This is a genomic window from Sulfitobacter maritimus (assembly GCF_013346665.1).
GTDB classification, from domain to species: domain Bacteria; phylum Pseudomonadota; class Alphaproteobacteria; order Rhodobacterales; family Rhodobacteraceae; genus Sulfitobacter; species Sulfitobacter maritimus.
The window spans coordinates 687,009-703,795 of sequence record NZ_JABVBB010000038.1 but is presented as its reverse complement, the minus strand read 5'-3'; the positions used below and the strand labels follow the sequence as shown (position 1 = coordinate 703,795).

At 60.0% G+C, this 16,787-nt stretch carries 16 protein-coding genes; 10 read left to right on the top strand and 6 right to left on the bottom strand.

What is annotated here, in order from left to right; genetic code table 11:
- Positions 1 to 28 precede the first annotated feature (28 nt).
- Together HTT03_RS18205 and HTT03_RS18200 are read left to right on the top strand one after the other, a co-directional pair.
- A complete protein-coding gene (locus tag HTT03_RS18205) occupies positions 29 to 490 on the top strand; it encodes an NUDIX hydrolase (protein WP_174861189.1) in 462 nt (153 codons plus the stop codon).
- Between the two features lie 177 nt (positions 491 to 667).
- Positions 668 to 2,149, top strand: coding sequence for an inorganic phosphate transporter (locus tag HTT03_RS18200; protein WP_174861188.1), 1,482 nt, complete (start codon positions 668 to 670; stop codon positions 2,147 to 2,149).
- A gap of 31 nt (positions 2,150 to 2,180) precedes the next feature.
- On the opposite strand, the gene HTT03_RS18195 is transcribed toward HTT03_RS18200, so the two are convergent.
- From HTT03_RS18195 to HTT03_RS18185, 3 genes are all read right to left on the bottom strand, one after another.
- The gene (locus HTT03_RS18195; RefSeq protein ID WP_174861187.1) at positions 2,181 to 3,203 is read right to left on the bottom strand and encodes a 2-dehydropantoate 2-reductase; all 1,023 of its coding nucleotides are present in this window, start codon (positions 3,201 to 3,203) and stop codon (positions 2,181 to 2,183) included.
- The gene (gene argF / locus HTT03_RS18190) at positions 3,200 to 4,105 is read right to left on the bottom strand and encodes an ornithine carbamoyltransferase (RefSeq protein WP_174861186.1); all 906 of its coding nucleotides are present in this window, start codon (positions 4,103 to 4,105) and stop codon (positions 3,200 to 3,202) included. The genes HTT03_RS18195 and argF overlap by 4 nt, the downstream gene beginning before the upstream one ends.
- Before the next feature lie 68 nt (positions 4,106 to 4,173).
- Complete coding sequence (locus HTT03_RS18185) at positions 4,174 to 5,349, bottom strand: aspartate aminotransferase family protein (RefSeq protein WP_174861185.1); 1,176 nt, start codon at positions 5,347 to 5,349, stop codon at positions 4,174 to 4,176.
- A 349-nt stretch (positions 5,350 to 5,698) separates the two neighbouring features.
- Between HTT03_RS18185 and HTT03_RS18180 the strand changes: the two genes are divergently transcribed.
- A complete protein-coding gene (locus tag HTT03_RS18180) occupies positions 5,699 to 6,307 on the top strand; it encodes a GcrA family cell cycle regulator (protein WP_174861184.1) in 609 nt (202 codons plus the stop codon).
- 76 nt (positions 6,308 to 6,383) lie between these two features.
- On the opposite strand, the gene HTT03_RS18175 is transcribed toward HTT03_RS18180, so the two are convergent.
- Positions 6,384 to 7,178, bottom strand: a complete 795-nt coding sequence (locus tag HTT03_RS18175; RefSeq protein WP_174861183.1) for an SseB family protein — start codon at positions 7,176 to 7,178, stop codon at positions 6,384 to 6,386.
- Positions 7,159 to 7,758 carry a uracil-DNA glycosylase family protein gene (locus HTT03_RS18170; protein WP_174861182.1) on the bottom strand — a complete coding sequence of 200 codons (600 nt, stop codon included), beginning with the start codon at positions 7,756 to 7,758 and terminating at the stop codon, positions 7,159 to 7,161. The genes HTT03_RS18175 and HTT03_RS18170 overlap by 20 nt, the downstream gene beginning before the upstream one ends.
- Positions 7,759 to 7,881: 123 nt before the next feature.
- Between HTT03_RS18170 and HTT03_RS18165 the strand changes: the two genes are divergently transcribed.
- Together HTT03_RS18165 and HTT03_RS18160 are read left to right on the top strand one after the other, a co-directional pair.
- A complete protein-coding gene (locus HTT03_RS18165) occupies positions 7,882 to 8,223 on the top strand; it encodes an ArsR/SmtB family transcription factor (RefSeq protein WP_174861181.1) in 342 nt (113 codons plus the stop codon).
- Positions 8,216 to 9,247, top strand: a complete 1,032-nt coding sequence (locus tag HTT03_RS18160) for a permease (protein ID WP_174861180.1) — start codon at positions 8,216 to 8,218, stop codon at positions 9,245 to 9,247. Before HTT03_RS18165 ends, HTT03_RS18160 begins: the two co-directional genes overlap by 8 nt.
- A gap of 42 nt (positions 9,248 to 9,289) precedes the next feature.
- On the opposite strand, the gene HTT03_RS18155 is transcribed toward HTT03_RS18160, so the two are convergent.
- Positions 9,290 to 10,750, bottom strand: coding sequence for a sensor histidine kinase (locus HTT03_RS18155; protein WP_246253600.1), 1,461 nt, complete (start codon positions 10,748 to 10,750; stop codon positions 9,290 to 9,292).
- 228 nt (positions 10,751 to 10,978) lie between these two features.
- Between HTT03_RS18155 and HTT03_RS18150 the strand changes: the two genes are divergently transcribed.
- The 5 genes from HTT03_RS18150 (at position 10,979) to HTT03_RS18130 (ending at position 16,730) form a co-directional block, all read left to right on the top strand.
- Positions 10,979 to 11,785, top strand: a complete 807-nt coding sequence (locus HTT03_RS18150) for an acyl-homoserine-lactone synthase (RefSeq protein WP_246253597.1) — start codon at positions 10,979 to 10,981, stop codon at positions 11,783 to 11,785.
- 200 nt (positions 11,786 to 11,985) lie between these two features.
- Entirely contained in the window at positions 11,986 to 12,645 is a 660-nt protein-coding gene (locus HTT03_RS18145) for an ABC transporter ATP-binding protein (RefSeq protein ID WP_174861178.1), read from the top strand.
- A complete protein-coding gene (locus HTT03_RS18140) occupies positions 12,623 to 14,377 on the top strand; it encodes a KpsE/RkpR family capsule polysaccharide export protein (RefSeq protein ID WP_174861177.1) in 1,755 nt (584 codons plus the stop codon). The genes HTT03_RS18145 and HTT03_RS18140 overlap by 23 nt, the downstream gene beginning before the upstream one ends.
- The gene (kdsA, locus tag HTT03_RS18135; RefSeq protein WP_174861176.1) at positions 14,374 to 15,207 is read left to right on the top strand and encodes a 3-deoxy-8-phosphooctulonate synthase; all 834 of its coding nucleotides are present in this window, start codon (positions 14,374 to 14,376) and stop codon (positions 15,205 to 15,207) included. The genes HTT03_RS18140 and kdsA overlap by 4 nt, the downstream gene beginning before the upstream one ends.
- A 26-nt stretch (positions 15,208 to 15,233) precedes the next feature.
- Positions 15,234 to 16,730 carry a phosphohexomutase domain-containing protein gene (locus HTT03_RS18130; RefSeq protein ID WP_174861175.1) on the top strand — a complete coding sequence of 499 codons (1,497 nt, stop codon included), beginning with the start codon at positions 15,234 to 15,236 and terminating at the stop codon, positions 16,728 to 16,730.
- Positions 16,731 to 16,787 lie beyond the last annotated feature (57 nt).

The following is a 16,787-nucleotide window of genomic DNA, read 5'->3' as shown; positions in this document are numbered from 1 at the left end:
AAACACCCGACCGAGGCTTAGTTAGTTCATGAATCATGTTTTTAAACGCGCATGGCAGGACATGGTTCTGCCGATCTTCAAACGCCCCAAGCGGGTGCAAGTGGCGGCCCTGTGCTACCGCGACACAGAGGAAGGCAAAAAGGTTCTGCTGATTACCAGCCGTGATACCGGTCGCTGGATCATGCCCAAGGGCTGGCCGATTGACGGTCTTGATGGTGCGGGTGCCGCTTTGCAAGAGGCTTGGGAAGAGGCCGGGGTGACCAAGGCCGATATTGAGACCGAGCCGATGGGAATCTTTGAATATGACAAAGGTCTGGGCGAAGGGCTAACAGTGCCGGTGACGACACAGGTCTATCTGACCCGCGTGCGTGACCTGAGCGAAGATTACCCTGATGCAAGCATGCGCAAGCGCGCTTGGTTCACGCCACAGGAGGCCGCTGAACTGGTGGATGAGCCTGACCTTAAAGCCATTCTCAACGCCTTTGGCTAAGACAGCACTGCGGGCCGTGGCACTTTGGCCCGCCGTATATAACACGGCAATAGCCCTCCCAACCTCTGAACAACCCAAGGTCGCAATGACCGTTTCGCGACAGAACGGCTTGCGCCAAAGGCATCGTTATGCCACCTCAAGTCGGTACAAAGCGACCTTTTGAGGGATCACGACAGCATGGCGAATGAACCGCAAGGCAGCCAGTGGAAGACACTGGACAAAGACCTTAACCGAATTTCACAGGTCGAACTGGCCGCCACCTATGTTGCCCGCCCCCTCGTTGGGCCGGGCATTGCGCTGGCCTTTATCGTGGTGGCCGGGGCGGTCGCGGCGATGTTCTTTGGGCAGCAGCCTTCCAGCTATGTCGTTATCGCAGCGGCAGTGTTTGGCGCCTATATGGCGGTGAATATCGGCGCGAATGACGTGGCCAATAACATGGGTCCGGCAGTGGGCGCCAATGCGCTGACCATGGGCGGTGCCATCGTGATCGCGGCGCTGTGCGAATCCGCAGGCGCGTTGCTCGCGGGGGGCGATGTGGTTTCGACCATTTCCAAGGGCATCATTGATCCGGCCAGTGTGGCAGACAACCGCATCTTCATCTGGGCCATGATGGCCGCGCTGATCTCCTCGGCGCTGTGGGTGAACCTTGCCACTTGGGTCGGCGCGCCGGTCTCGACCACACACTCCGTCGTGGGCGGCGTCATGGGGGCGGGCATCGCTGCCGCTGGCTTTGGCGTGGTGAACTGGAGCTCGATGGGTATGATCGCCGCAAGCTGGGTGATTTCGCCCGTCCTGGGCGGGGCCGTCGCGGCGATGTTTCTCGCCTTCATCAAAGCGCGCATCATCTATCAAGACGACAAGATCGCAGCCGCACGCACTTGGGTGCCGGTGCTGGTGGGCATCATGGCCGGGGTCTTTGCCGCCTATTTGGCGCTTAAGGGTCTGAAAAAGATCATCGCCATCGACATGCCTTTGGCGCTGGTCATTGGTCTTGTCGTGGGTCTGGTGACCTATGCCATCTCTGCCCCGCTGATCCGCCAGAAGTCTGAGGGCATGGAGAACCGCAACCGCTCGGTCAAAATCCTCTTCGGCCTGCCACTGGTGCTCTCTGCGGCGCTGCTGAGCTTTGCGCATGGGGCGAATGACGTGGCCAATGCGGTTGGCCCGCTGGCCGCGATTGTCCATGCCAGTGAATTTGGTGGCTTTGAAGATAAGGTCAATATCCCGACTTGGGTGATGATCATCGGCGCCTTTGGCATCTCTTTTGGCCTGTTCCTCTTTGGCCCGAAGCTGATCCGCATGGTCGGCAGCCAGATCACCAAGCTGAACCCCATGCGCGCCTATTGCGTGGCGCTTTCGGCAGCGATCACCGTGATTGTCGCCTCTTGGCTGGGCCTGCCTGTGTCGTCGACCCATATCGCCGTGGGAGGGGTCTTCGGCGTAGGCTTTTACCGCGAATGGCATATGGAGCGTCGTCTGCGTCAGATCGGTGGCAAGGCGGGCGAGGTCAAACGCATCGCGGTTGAGGAACGCCGCCGCCGCAAGCTGGTGCGCCGCTCGCATTTCATGACCATCGTGGCGGCTTGGGTCATCACCGTGCCAGCCGCTGCGCTGCTGTCGGGCATCGTGTTCTGGCTGCTCAACACGCTTGTTAACTGAGGGAAGGCGCTTTTGGCGCCTTTTCTTTTGCCTAGCGCGACCCTGCTGTAATCTCTGCACGCAGGGCGGTGGCGGGCAAATGTGGCAGACCTTCACCCGCAAGCTCGGCCCAGCCCATGACCCGCAACACCATATCCGTGACCGGCGTGGCCCGCCCCAAGGCCTGACCCATCCGCTGCACCTCGCCCTGCAGAGCGCCGATCTCGGTCGGGCGGCGGGCGGCGAGGTCTTGGGCCATTGACGTGCGCGCCTGCGGATCGAATTCCAGCATTTTCGCCGCTACCTGCGTGAACAGCGGCGTCGGCAAACGCAGCAGCGCGGGCATGAGGCGCGGTGGCACCGTGGAAGTCAGCTTGGCCACGATGTCCTGAGCGCGCAGCACCGCATGGGCCTCGGCCCATTGAGCGGCCATCAGGCGGCGCCAGTCCCGGTCATGCAATTGCTTGTGCAGGGGCAAGCCGCTGAGCGCATTCAGCGCGTCGAACTGATTGAACAGGAACTTGCCCCATTGCAGCGCCTCAATATCCTGACGCGCCTGCGCAGCCAGCCCCGGAACGGTGAGCGCCCCGGTCAGATCGATCGGCCCCGGCGCAATCACCAGATCGCCCCCGCTGGCGCGGTGATAGCCCCCCTGCCCCAAAGCCACGACATCGAAGGGGACCAAACCAGCCCGCAGGTCAAACCCCGGCAGGGCATCTGCCAGCACGGCAAGGTTGTGCACGCCATTTTGCAAGCTGACCACCTGGGTTCCCGGCTCCGCATGCTGCGCAATCTGGGCGGCCACAGCCGCCGTACTGCGCGATTTGACGGTCACCAACACAATATCAGCATGGCGCAGGCAGGCCGGATCGCCCGCAAGCGTAAGCTCATCTGATGGCAGATAGGCGGCCATGCCGCGAAAGTCGGTCAGGGTCAGCCCATGGGTGCGGATCTCGGCCTGAATGCGCGGGCGGGCCAGCAGGGTCACGCGCCGCCCGCCGGCTGCCAAGAGCCCACCGATAAAACAGCCCGCGGCCCCCGCGCCCGCGACAACGATGCGGGGGCCATCACTCACGTCCCGAGACACCAGCGCATAACCGCCTTTTGCGCGTGCAGCCGGTTCTCAGCCTCATCAAAGATCACCGAATGGGGGCCATCCATGACGCTGGAGGTCGCCTCGTCGTCCCGGTGGGCAGGCAGGCAATGCATGAACAGCGCATCCGGCTTGGCGCGGCCCATCAGCGCGTCGTTCACCTGATAGCCGCGCAATTGGTTATGGCGGCGTTCGCGGGCGGATTGGGGGTCATGCATGCTGACCCATGTGTCCGTCACCACCAGATCAGCACCCTCCACCGCCTTTAGCGGGTCGCGTTCAATGGTATAAAGACCATCAAGCGCTGGTTCCGGGTCAAGCGGCTGGGGGCCGGTGAAGGTCAGATCAAAGTCGAACTGTTTGGCGGCATGAGCGAAGCTGGCAAAGACGTTGTTGCCGTCGCCTGACCAGACCACCTTGCGCCCCTTGATCGGGCCGCGATGTTCCTCAAAGGTCTGGATATCCGCCATGATTTGGCAGGGGTGCGTCCGGTTGGTCAGCCCGTTAATCACCGGCACGGTGGCATGTTCGGCCATCTCCAAAAGCGTGGCCTCCTCAAAGGTGCGGATCATGATCATATCTACATAGCGCGACAGCACGCGGGCGGTGTCGGCAATTGTCTCACCGTGCCCCAACTGCATATCCGCGCCCGAGAGCACCATGGTTTGCCCGCCCATCTGGCGCACGCCGACGTCGAAAGACACGCGGGTCCGGGTCGAGGGCTTTTCAAAGATCAGCGCGACCATATGGTTTTTCAGCGGCTGCTCATCATCCGGCGCACCTTTGGGGCGACCTTGGCGGGCGGATTTCATCGCGATGGCGCTGTCGATAATCTGCCGCAGCGCGGCCGGGTCGGTTTCGTGGATGTCGAGGAAATCGTTCATAAGGATGTCTCTGTCTTGCGGGTGCCGAGCCAAAAGGCCCCAGACCCAAGGAATGTCTGGGTTGAGAATTATGCGGGGGTGAGGCTACGGGCGACGGCATCAAGACGGTGCAGCGCCTCTGAAATCTCGTCGTCGCTGATGGTCAGCGGCGGCAGCAGACGGATCACATTATCGGCGGCGGGGACGGTGATCAGCGCCGCGTCATAGCCTGCCGCCACGACATCTGCGTTGGTGACCTTGCATTTCAGGCCCAGCATCAGCCCCACGCCGCGCACCTCTTCAAAGACGGTCGGATGTTCCGCGACCAGCCCCTCAAGACGCTGGCGCATCAGGCTTGCTTTGCGGTTCACTTCGGCCAGAAAACCCTCTTCGGCCACGATATCCAGCACCGCCGAGCCCACCGCGCAGCCCAGCGGGTTGCCGCCATAGGTCGAGCCATGCGAGCCCGCCGTCATCGCTGCGGCGGCCTTTTCCGTCGCCAACACCGCGCCCAGCGGGAAGCCCCCGCCGATGCCCTTGGCAACCATCATGATGTCAGGCGTCACCCCCGCCCATTCATGGGCAAAGAGCCGCCCCGTCCGACCCACGCCGCATTGCACCTCATCCAAGATCAGCAGCAGCCCGTGTTCGTCACAAAGCCTGCGCATCTCTTGCAACTCAGCGTCAGGAATGGCGCGGATGCCCCCCTCGCCCTGCACCGGCTCCACCATGATGGCGGCGGTCTTATCGGAAATTGCAGCCTTCAGCGCCTCGCTGTCGCCGAGGTCGAGGTGCACAAACCCTGGCAGCAGCGGGCCGAAACCTTTGGTCATCTTCTCAGACCCCGCAGCCGCGATCCCGGCAGAGGAACGCCCGTGGAAAGAGCCAGAAAAGGTAATGATCTCAACGCGCTCAGGCTGGTCCTTGTCGTAGAAATGCTTGCGCGCCATTTTCACGGCCAATTCGCAGGCCTCGGTGCCGGAATTGCAAAAGAACACGGTGTCGGCAAAGGTTTCGGCCACCAGCCGGTCTGCCAGCGCCTCTTGCTGCGGGATATGGTAGAGGTTCGAGGTATGCCACAGCGCCTGCGCCTGATCAGTGAGCGCTTTGACCAGTGCCGGATGCGCATGGCCAAGCGCGTTGACCGCGATCCCCGCGCCAAGGTCGAGAAAACGTCGCCCATCCGCTTCGATCAGCCATGTGCCTTCGCCTTTTACAAAGCTCATTGGGGCACGGTTGTAGGTCGGCAGAACGGAAGCGATCATCTTGTTGTCCTTGAAAGAGGGCCATGTCACGCCGGTAAAAGGGCATGGGGTCGGCGCAGGGTCAATGGGATTTGGTGGTTTTTGAAAGGGTGCAGCACGCATGCTGCGGATCAGGCCACAGGGGGCCGCGCAGTTATCGGACGGTGCGTCGTCGGATAGGATATGTGGCGCAATTGATCATAGGGCTTGCATAGCCGCGCTTGATCCCCCACGTAAAGCCCCAATCGCACCGTGCCGCATCCCAAAGGGATCGGCGCTTGCACCTGCGGCCCCAGAAGATAAAATGGGGGCCGATACACTGACAAAGCGGTCCGGGCTAGGGGACCGCTTTTTAACTGGGGAACCCCATATGTCCTGGACTGATGAGCGCGTAGAGACACTGAAAAAGATGTGGGGCGAAGGCCAGTCCGCCAGCCAGATCGCAAAAGAACTGGGCGGGGTGACGCGCAACGCCGTGATTGGCAAGGTGCACCGTTTGGGCCTGTCCAACCGCACCGCAGGCGCGCCCGCTGCTGCCGCCACCGCTAAGCCGGAGGCCAAAGCGAAACCCGCAGCGCCCAAGGCTGAGGCCAAGCCAAAGCCCGCCGCGAAGGCCGCCTCTGAGCCAGAGGTCGAAGCCGCGCCCGAGCCCGAAGCCGAAGAGCCCGCCGCAGCCCCGGCACCCAAGCTGCCTGCCCGCAAGCAGATTATCCCCGCAGGCCAGCCCCTGCCGCCGCAGCCCTCGGCCAATGAGATCAGCCCGGAGGCCTTGGCCAAGGTCAGCGAAGTCGAAAAGAAGGCCAAGAAAATCGGCTTGATGGAACTCACGGAACGTACCTGCAAATGGCCCGTGGGCGACCCCGCGACCGATGATTTCTGGTTCTGCGGCCTACCCGTGCAACAGGGAAAACCCTATTGCGAAGCCCATGTCGGCGTCGCCTTCCAACCGATGAGCGCGCGCCGCGACCGTCGCCGCTAAGATCGGCTCCGGAAAATGAGACAAGGCGGGCGGGCGGAAGCGCCTCGCCCGCCTTTTTCTTTGCCCTAAGGTAGGGTCAGCGCAGTTTCGGCGGCTTCGCCGGATCGCTGCCGGGCGCCATGCGCGGCGTGTTCTGCAAAGGCTCTATCTGCGGCAGATCAAAGCGCAGCCCCACGCGGGCCAGTTTCTCTACCACCGCGTCATTGAGGCCAAAGAAGCCCACATCCATCGCGCCCGCCTCAATCCCCGAAAAGGTCAGCGCTTCCGAGGCTGCCCGCACCAGCGCATCCTGTGCGCGTGGGATTGCGCCCACGAAAGCCAGCAAATGCCCGCGCCCGCCGCCGCTGTAGTCGACCCCCACAAGGAAAGCCCCAGCCGCCATGCCTGTGGCCGTGGCCAGCTTGGCGTCAATCGCCGCGATTAATGTTTCCGGCAGACCTTGCGGCGGAAAGACACGGTCGATCCCGGCCTCGACCTCTCCCGGCGCATGGGCCAGCGTATCGCGCAGCCAGTCCATCGCTTCGGCAGACAACAGAATCTCCGAGGGTGCCACGCCGATGTTCACCGCCATGCCCAAGGGCTGACCCTCTAACATCGCGGCAATCGCCCGCCCCGAAAGCGCCACATAGGGCGACGCCGCCCCCACATAGGCCGACAGTCGCGCGGCGCGGTCAAAGACGATCACATAACTGTCGTCGAGCAACACCGGGCTGATCTGGTCGCCCTGCGGCTCATCCTTAAGCAACATGAACAACTCCACATCCGCGATACGTTCGTAAAAGCGCAGACGGGCGGCGTCATCCTCGGGCGCGGCCATCATCGCAGCATGGGCGTCGTCCAACGGTGTGGCGTCAAGTTTCTTTTCGGTCATTCATCACCTCGGACACGGCGGCGCGCAGACGGGGCAGGACCTCTTCCGCGAACCAGGGATTCTTGTTCAACCATCCGGTATTGCGCCAAGACGGATGAGGCAAGGCAAAGACCCCCGGCGGATGGTCGCGCCACCCCGCCACGGCCTCGGTCACATTGCGGAAATCGGGCAGGTGATATTTCATCGCATAGCCCCCGATCAGCACGGTAAGCCGCAGGTCCGGCAACATTTCAAGCACTGGCTTGCGCCATGTCTGCGCACAGATGCGCGGCGGCGGCAGATCGCTGCCCTTCGCGTCATAGCCCGGAAAGCAAAATCCCATCGGCACAATGGCCACGCGATTGCGGTCATAGAATGTCGGCTCATCCAGCCCCAGCCACTCGCGCAGACGGGTGCCGGATTTGTCCCAAAAGGGTTTGCCCGCCTCATGCACGCGTTTGCCGGGGGCTTGGCTGGCTATCAGCAGCCGCGCACCGGGTTTGAACCAAACGATCGGCCGGGGGCGGTGCTGGGTCGCCGTAACAGCGAAACGCTCGGCACATAGGCGGCAAGCGTGCAGGTCATCTCGGATGTCTTTCATGGCGCATAGATAGGGGGACGGCGGCAATAAAAAAGGGATCGTGCAGTGGTCCGCTTTGCGGATATTTCGAGAAATATCGAAATACAACTTGCGCAAAGCAGTCGTTTCGATAATTCTAGAAATATGAAACACGAAACCTCACCCCCCGCCCTCACCCTCGCCGCGAGCAGCTTTGCCGCACTTGGATCAGAACAACGCCTGATGGTCCTGCGTACCTTGGTCCGCGCCGGATCAGCCGGCTTGAGCATCGGCACATTGGGCGAGCGCACCGGCGTTACCGGCTCAACATTGACCCATCACCTCAAACTCTTGGCTTCTGCGGGCTTGGTAAAACAAGAAAAACAGGGCCGCAGCACGATCTGCGCAGCGGTCGCCTATGAAGAAGTACAGGCGTTGGCGAACTTTTTGCTGACCGAATGTTGCGCTGACGCGGTTACCGACTGTAAGGAGGCAGACCATGGCTGAGACCACACATGCCCTCCCCCCTCGGCGCCGGGCTTTCTTCCTCAAAGGCGCATGGGGGTCCACAGCAGCAATGCTCGCACTGGTGGCACTGCTCGATCCGCCACAGTTTGTCCCCACCCTTACCTTTACCGCTCAAGCGCTTTTCGGCACCGCACCGTTCATCGCATTTGCTGTCTTGGCGGTGGCTTACCTCAAGGCCAGCGGCGCCGAGAGTTTGCTCGCCCGCGCGTTTGAAGGAAACCCGGCGCGTATGGTGGTTATGGCCGCTTTGCTGGGCGGGTTGTCTCCCTTTTGCAGTTGCGAAGTGATTCCCTTCATTGCCGCCCTACTCGCAGTTGGGGCACCGCTGGGCGCGGTGATGGCGTTCTGGCTGGCGTCTCCGCTGATGGACCCCGCCATGTTCGCGATCACATCAGGCACCTTGGGCCTTGACTTTGCCCTTGCGAAAACCCTCGCCGCACTCGGGGTCGGTCTGCTGGGTGGCTTTACTGTCATGGCGCTCGCGCGAACTCCGCTCTTTAACGACCCGCTGCGTACGCAACCCGCAAAAGGCGGTTGCTGCTCTGCGGCAAAACCGTTTTCCGGCGCGCCGGTTTGGGCCTTCTGGCAGCAGCCCGACCGCCGCGCGAGCTTTAACGAAACAGCCCTGAGCAATGCGCTCTTCCTGTTCAAATGGTTAACACTTGCCTATGTGGTCGAAGCTCTGATGCTGACCTATGTGCCCGCCGAATGGATCGCAGGCGTATTGGGCGGCGATGGCTTCATGCCGATCCTCTTGGCGGCTTTGGTGGGCGCTCCGGCCTATCTCAACGGCCATGCAGCTGTGCCGCTAATCGACGCTTTGCTTGCTCAAGGCATGACACAAGGGGCCGCCATGTCCTTTGTCATTGCGGGCGGGGTCAGCTGTATCCCGGCAGCCATTGCGGTCTGGGCCTTGGTCAAACCCCGTGTCTTTGCGGCCTATCTCGGCTTCGCTCTTATCGGTGCGTTGCTGGCGGGTATGGCTTGGCAGGCGGTAGCCTGATCCACAGGGCAGCCGGGGGCGCTTTGGCCCCCGGCCCTATATTCAGGCCGCAGATTTCGCGGTAATGCGCCCCTGATCTGAGGCTTCGTCTAGCGCGCTTTTGCCGCTGACAATTTCGCGCACAGCGATTTCTTGGGCCAATTCGCTGCCTTTGCCGTCGTTCAACGGCAGGTCGATATAGAATGTGGTGCCCGCGCCTTCGTTCTTGAAATAGTCAATCTGCCCGCCAAGCGCCTCAATGATCCGCTTGGAGATATTCATCCCCAACCCGGTGCCGCCCACAGCACGCTGGTCCGACGAGTCGATCTGCGAAAACTCATCAAAGACCTTCTCTCGCTCGGATTCAGCAAGACCGATGCCTTCGTCGATCACGCTGATCCGCATCATGCCATCCTGTACCTGCGAGGTGACTTTAACCGTCGACCCTGCCGGGGAAAACTTGGCCGCATTCGACAGAAGGTTCGACATTACCTGTTGTAACCGCTTTTCATCGGTCGCAATCCCGGCACTTTCCGAAGGTTTTGCATAACGCAGTGTTACGTTGAGGTTGCTGGCGAAGGATTGGTTCAATTCAATCGCATCTTCGATTACAGTCTGCACTTCCAAAGGCTCAATCTCGAAACTGATCTTGCCAGCCTCGAACTTTTGCAGGTCGAGAATTTCGTTAATGATAGATGTCAGCCGCGCCGAGTTGCGCTGCGCGATCTTTAACACTTTTTCCATCTGAGGCGTCATCTCACCCAAAACACCCGCACAGGCCATGTCCAGCGAGCCTTTGATCGAGGTCATCGGCGTGCGCAGCTCATGGCTGATGGTCGAGACGAACTCCGTCTTCGCCTTAAAGGCGATTTTGGTCTTTTCATGCTCGGCCTTAAGCTCTTCAAGCTGGCGCATGTTCGTGCGGTACATCTTGAGGAAGATTCGCGAACAATCGATGATGAAATAGAGAACAAATACGACCGTAAAGAGCTGGGTCCAAAGTTCCGATTCGATCTTAGCACCCGTGCGCACGATGTCCCAAATCGGGATGAACAGGAATGTCGCCCCATAGATCGCCAACCGCAGCATCAGCACAGGCAACACGTGATGGTTGTTCATCGACGCAAAAAGCGCAGCGGTGAACAGGAAGAACAAGGGCAAGAAATGCGTCGTCGCCCCTTGTTGCAAGGCAATGCCAAGGGCGAAATAGCTGATCGTACCGGCGCTGAGCACCGTGCTGATATAGACCCTTCGCATGAACATCTTGGCCAGACGCGGGCTGCGCCCCCGCCAACGGGTGATGTTCAAAAATAGAATGTAATCATAGGTTTCTGAGATCGCGATCAGAACGAGCGTCGAAACTGCCAACCACAATTCGTAGTAAAATGCGGACAAGCAAATCGCCGCCGCAAAGATCATTTGACGCTGCCAGAAGAGGTTCACGCCGACCTGCGAATAATCGCGCATCTGCTTGACCTTGGTGGCATCGGCCAAGGCGGGGGCGTGAGAGGGTCCGTAGGTCATTTGCTCTTGCGACATTGCGCTCTCGTATTCCTCGATCGTCTGCTCGTAGATGGCATTCTGCCAACGGATGCGCCCGAAAGATGTGACATTTCAGCATCTAAGCCCGTCAGAGACGCGTTTCTTGACCCATCTTCTCACGTAAATGAGACAGAACTATGGCTATTTAATGCAACTAGAAGTTAGCCTCGCCACAGAGGCGGAAATAATCACAAGATCCGAGGCAGGAGCATGAGTTTACAAGACAGGACATTTCGCGGCAGATCATGGCAAGACGTTCTACCGGAACTGACCCCACAAGACGCCAGCGCATTGGAAAAGCAGGACAAACGCATTCTGCGCAAGGCTGCTACTGCACAAGATCCTGCACAAGACCCCTTCAGCCCCGAAGCTCTAGCCCGGCAAAATCCCTATATTCGAGCCACGACGCTGTCGTTCCTGAACATGCACGAGCATGGTGAATTGTTCGTTAATTTTTTACGGGCACGTCGCGAGATATTTATCGACGCCAAAGGCTGGGACTTGCCCCATGTGGATGGCATGGAGTTCGACCAATACGACACTCCCCGCGCCCGCTGGATCGTTCTGCATGAATATGGCGAGGTACTGGGCGGTGTGCGGCTGATGCCCACAACTTCAACCTGTGCGCATTACAGCTATATGCTGCGCGATGCACAACTAGGGATGCTGCCCGACATTCCGCAAGATGTGTTGTTTTTCAAAGCCCCGGTGCGAGACGACATCTGGGAAGCCACACGGCTTTTCCTGACTGCCGCGGTGCCAGCCCATCGCCGCATCGCCGTGCAGCGCATGTTGATGAACCAAATGGCCAGCGTGGCCTATTCGATGGGCGCGAGCCATGTGCTCGGCATCGTCCCTGCCGCCTTTAGCCGTTGGATGACCCGCCTGCGCTTGATGAGCGCCGTTCCTGTGGGCCCTGTGCAGAATATCGACGGCGACCGCACACAGGCCGCCTTGATGAATGTCACCTATATCCACGACCACGCTCCAGGCAAAGGTTTGGCCAAGCTGCACTAAGGCTTCCTCCAAACCTGAAAAATTCCGGCCTCCTGCTGATCTCGGCCAAAACGGCGATAGATCAGCGGGTGATTAAGCCGGCCCTGTGGCTTTCAGGGACATTTCGACATATTCTTGTCAAAATCGGTGGATAGGTCGTTAACATACCTCTGGTACAAGGAGGCGCCAAAGGGCCACGACAGCACCAACCGGAGCAGGGAATGCTGGAATTTGAAAATGTGTCCAAGTCGTTTTGGACAGGCTCCCAGCACAAGGTCATTCTTGATCGGGTGTCTTTTCGTGTGGAACTGGGACATTCGCTGGGCATCCTCGCACCCAATGGCACCGGCAAGACGACCCTGATCAACATGATGGCCGGGCTCGAAAAACCGGATGAAGGTGAGATCAGGCGGGGATGCAACATCTCATTCCCGCTTGGCTTCATGGGCGGCGTGGTGACCAAGGTCTCCGCCATGGAAAATGCCCGCTACATTGCCCGGCTTTATGGGCTCGACCCTGACTACGTAGAGAGTTTTTGCCGTTGGCTTTGCGGACTTGGTGAATATTTCGACCAACCACTTGGGACCTATTCGGCAGGCATGCGCGCGCGGTTTTCATTCGCCCTGATGCTCGCGCTTGATTTTGACATTTACCTCATTGACGAAGGCATGCCCGGCACAACGGATGTCGAATTTAATCGCAAAGCAGGCGATATCCTGCAAGAACGGCTGCGCACTACTACGATCATCATTGTCTCGCATCAGGCGCAGACGCTTGAAAAATTTGCCCGTTCCGCCGGTGTTTTGGTGAACGGAAAACTGCATATGTTCGACACCTTGGAAGAAGCGAAACAGCTCTATGACTACGAAACCCAAGGCTAGGAAATTCCGCATTCGGAAAGCCCCGCTTCCCTCGGCCAGCACTGGCAGTGCGGCAACGGCGCAGCGTGCCGAAACACCCGATGCCAAGGACACTGCGCCATCTAAGCCGGACAGAAACCTTCGTTCGGTGGCGGGCAGCCCTGCGGGCGCGAGCGCGTCCAAACGCGACCTGCCCCCGCAAGACGAACCGCGCACAACCGTCCCCCCTCAGGCTGACGGCGACCAATCGCGTGCGGGCGAAGTGTCCTCAGCCAATGAAGTCTCGGACGAGCAAGACATCGACTCGATCCGCCGCGAGGGTCTTACCGGACGCCAACTGCGCATGGCCCGGCGCGTGGCGCAGAAACATGGATTGGCCCCGACCTCGGATTTCGACGCCGTGCGGCTCCTGCGCGCCAGAGGGATCGACCCCTTTCAACGGTCCAACATGCTTGAACTGGTCGTTCCGCAAGACGGCGGTCCAGGTGCAGGGCAATCCAATCTGCCTGCTACGAAATCCCGCCCCGGCGGCGCACGGATTCAACTGCCGCAGACGACGCCAGCAGGTGGACGCGATGTTCCCTCAACTGACGTCAGCCCTGCCGAGCGCCGCCAGCGCGAGATCTCTGACATTCAGCGCGACATTACCCGCCGCCGCCGCAAGAAAGGTGCGCTCCTTTTGGTCCGGTTGGCTTTCTTTGTCCTGCTGCCAACCTTTATGGCGGGCTATTATTTCTACAAAATCGCTACCCCGATGTATGCGACCGAAAGCCAGTTTCTAATCATCCAGAACGAAGGCGGCGGTGGGGCGAGCCCATTCGGAGGGCTGCTGCCCACGCAATTTGCCAATAGCGCCGACAGCATCGCCACGCAGGCCTATTTGCAATCCAAAGACGCGATGCTTCGCCTTGACGAGGATGCCGATTTTCGGGCGCATTACTCGGACCCTGCAATCGACCCGATCCAGCGCCTGAGCGAAAGTCCGACCAATGAGGAAGCCTACAAGGCGTACAAAAAGAACGTTAAAATCGGATACGACCCGACCGAGGGGGTGATCCGGATGGAAGTGATCGCCGCCGATCCGGAGGTCTCGGAGGAGTTTTCAGAACGCCTGCTGACCTATGCCGAAGAGCGGGTTAACAATCTGAGCAAACAAAAACGCGACGATGGCATGGCCGATGCGCTGCAAGGGTTCGAAACCGCACAGGCGAACCGCCGTGCCGCGCAAGAGGCGCTGATCAAACTACAGGTCGAAAACAACGTCGACCCAGAGGCGATGATCGCCTCTATCCGCACACAGATCACCAATTACGAGACCTTGTTGATCGAAAAGGAACTTGAACTGGCCGCTCTTTTGGACAACCAGCGTCCTAACAAGGCCAAGGTCGATGGTGCGCGCGGGGATGTCCGCCGGCTGCGCGAACAGCTCACCAAATTGCGCGAGCGCATGACCACCGCCACCGAAGGCGAAAATTCGCTGGCCCAACAGGCGGTCGCAGCACAGCTTGCACAGGCCGATTTGGCGGCCGCAGATATGGTCCTGCAAAGCGCGCAAACAGCATTAGAACAAGCCCGTACAGAAGCTGGTCGACAGGTTCGCTACCTCACGGTAGCGGTGAACCCGGTCGCGCCGGATGAGGCCACCTACCCGCGCAAGTTCGAAAACACGATATTGGCTTTTCTTATCTTTGCAGGCATCTACCTGATGTTGTCCCTGACAGCATCCATCCTTAGAGAACAGGTAACCTCATGACCCAACTGCGCATCGGAAATCTGACCGTCGGCAATGACCGCCCCCTCACCGTGATCGCGGGTCCCTGCCAGTTGGAAAGCGAAGACCACGCGCAAATGATCGCGGGCGTGCTGAAAGAAGCCTGTGACGCGGCTGGTGCGCAGTTCATCTTCAAGGCCAGCTACGACAAGGCCAACCGTACCTCCCTCTCGGGCAAGCGCGGCTTGGGCATCGAAAAAGGGCTACAGGTTCTGCAATCCGTGGCGCGGGCCAATGACGTGCCAGTGCTGACCGATGTGCATAACGAAGCCCAATGCGCTCAGGCGGGTGAAGTGGTGGACGTGCTGCAAATCCCCGCCTTCCTCAGCCGGCAGACCGACATCCTGCTCGCTGCGGGCGAGACGGGTAAGGCGGTGAACGTCAAGAAAGGCCAGTTCCTTGCGCCGTGGGAAATGCAAAACATCGTCGATAAGATAGAAAGCACAGGAAACAAAAACATCCTGTTGACCGAGCGCGGCACGACCTTTGGCTACAACACGCTGGTCGCCGACATGCGCAGCCTGCCGCAGATGGCCCAGACTGGCTATCCGGTGGTAATGGATGCCACCCACTCCGTCGCGCAACCCGGCGGCAAAGGCGGCTCCTCCGGCGGCCAGCGCGAGTTTGCGCCCGTCATGGCCCGCGCTGCGGCGGCGATCGGCGTGGCGGCGATCTTTATGGAGACCCACCAAGACCCGGACCGCGCCCCAAGCGACGGCCCGAATATGATCTACCTTGATCAGATGCCGGGGCTTATCAAGCTGCTGATGGACTTTGACGCCTTGGCGAAGAACAACCCCCTTAGCTTCTAAATTTTTCGACAAAGTGAGTATTAAACGTGACTAAACCGGCCTCCACCGTGACCCCGAACACATGGGAATTTCTGCGCGATCCAATGATCACGCCCACCGGGTTCCGCGAATATGACGCGCGCTGGAAGTACCCGGACGACATTAACCTACCCGGTATCACAGCGCTTGGCCTCGGCCTCGGCACCCAGATGCACGCGCGTGGGATCGAGCCTGTCATCGCCGTGGGCAATGACTACCGCGACTACTCCCTGGCGATCAAAAACGCGCTGATCTTGGGCCTTATGCAAGCGGGGATCACGGTCAAGGACATCGGCCCAGCCCTGTCGCCCATGGCCTATTTTGCCCAGTTCCACTTGAATGCGCCCGCCGTGGCGATGGTTACTGCCAGCCACAACCCCAACGGCTGGACCGGTGTGAAAATGGGCTTTGAACGCCCCCTCACCCACGGCCCCGACGAGATGGCCGAACTGCGCGACATCGTCCTCGAAGGTCGCGGCCAGCCGCGTCCGGGCGGGGCCTATGAATTTGTCGAAGGGGTCCGCGAAGCCTATCTCGATGATCTTGTCGGTGACTTCAAAATGACCCGCAAACTCAAGGTCGTCTGCGCCACGGGCAATGGCACCGCGTCAGCCTTCGCACCAGAATTGTTCCGCCGCCTTGGCGTCGAAGTGGTCGATAGCCACAACACGCTCGACTACACTTTCCCGCACTACAACCCGAACCCCGAAGCCATGGAAATGCTGCATGACATGGCCGCGAGCGTCAAAGCGTCCGGCGCTGACCTCGCGCTTGGCTTTGACGGCGATGGCGACCGCTGCGGCGTGGTGGACGACGAGGGCGAAGAGATCTTTGCGGATAAAGTCGGCGTCATCATGGCCCGCGATCTGGCCAAACTGTACCCGAACAGTACCTTTGTCGCGGATGTAAAATCGACCGGGCTTTTCGCCTCTGACCCAGAGCTGAAAAAACACGGTGCCAAAGCGGACTATTGGAAAACCGGCCACAGCCACATGAAACGCCGCGTCAAGGAACTGGGCGCACTGGCAGGCTTTGAGAAATCCGGCCACTACTTCCTCGCGGAACCGATTGGCCGCGGCTACGACTGCGGCATGCGCGTGGCTGTGGAAATCTGCAAGCTGATGGACCGCAACCCGGATATGTCCATGTCCGACCTGCGCCGCGCCCTGCCCCAAACATGGGGCACGCCCACCATGTCGCCCTATGCATCAGATACCGAGAAATACGACATCCTTGACCGGATCGTGGCGAAACTCGTCGCTATGGCCGACGAAGGCGGCAAAATCGGTGGTCGCGCGATCTCCGACGTCATTACCGTTAATGGCGCGCGGGTCATGCTGGACAATGGCGGCTGGGGATTGGTGCGGGCATCGTCCAACACGCCCAACCTTGTCGTGGTTTGTGAAAGCCCAGAATCTGAGGCGGAAATGCGGGCCATCTTCGCCGATATTGACGCGGTAATTCGCAGCGAGCCGGGCGTGGGGGACTACGATCAGTCGATCTGATCGCCCTCTATAAGCGCTAATGTATCACTGAGAGGCGGGGTCAAATGCCCCCAACGC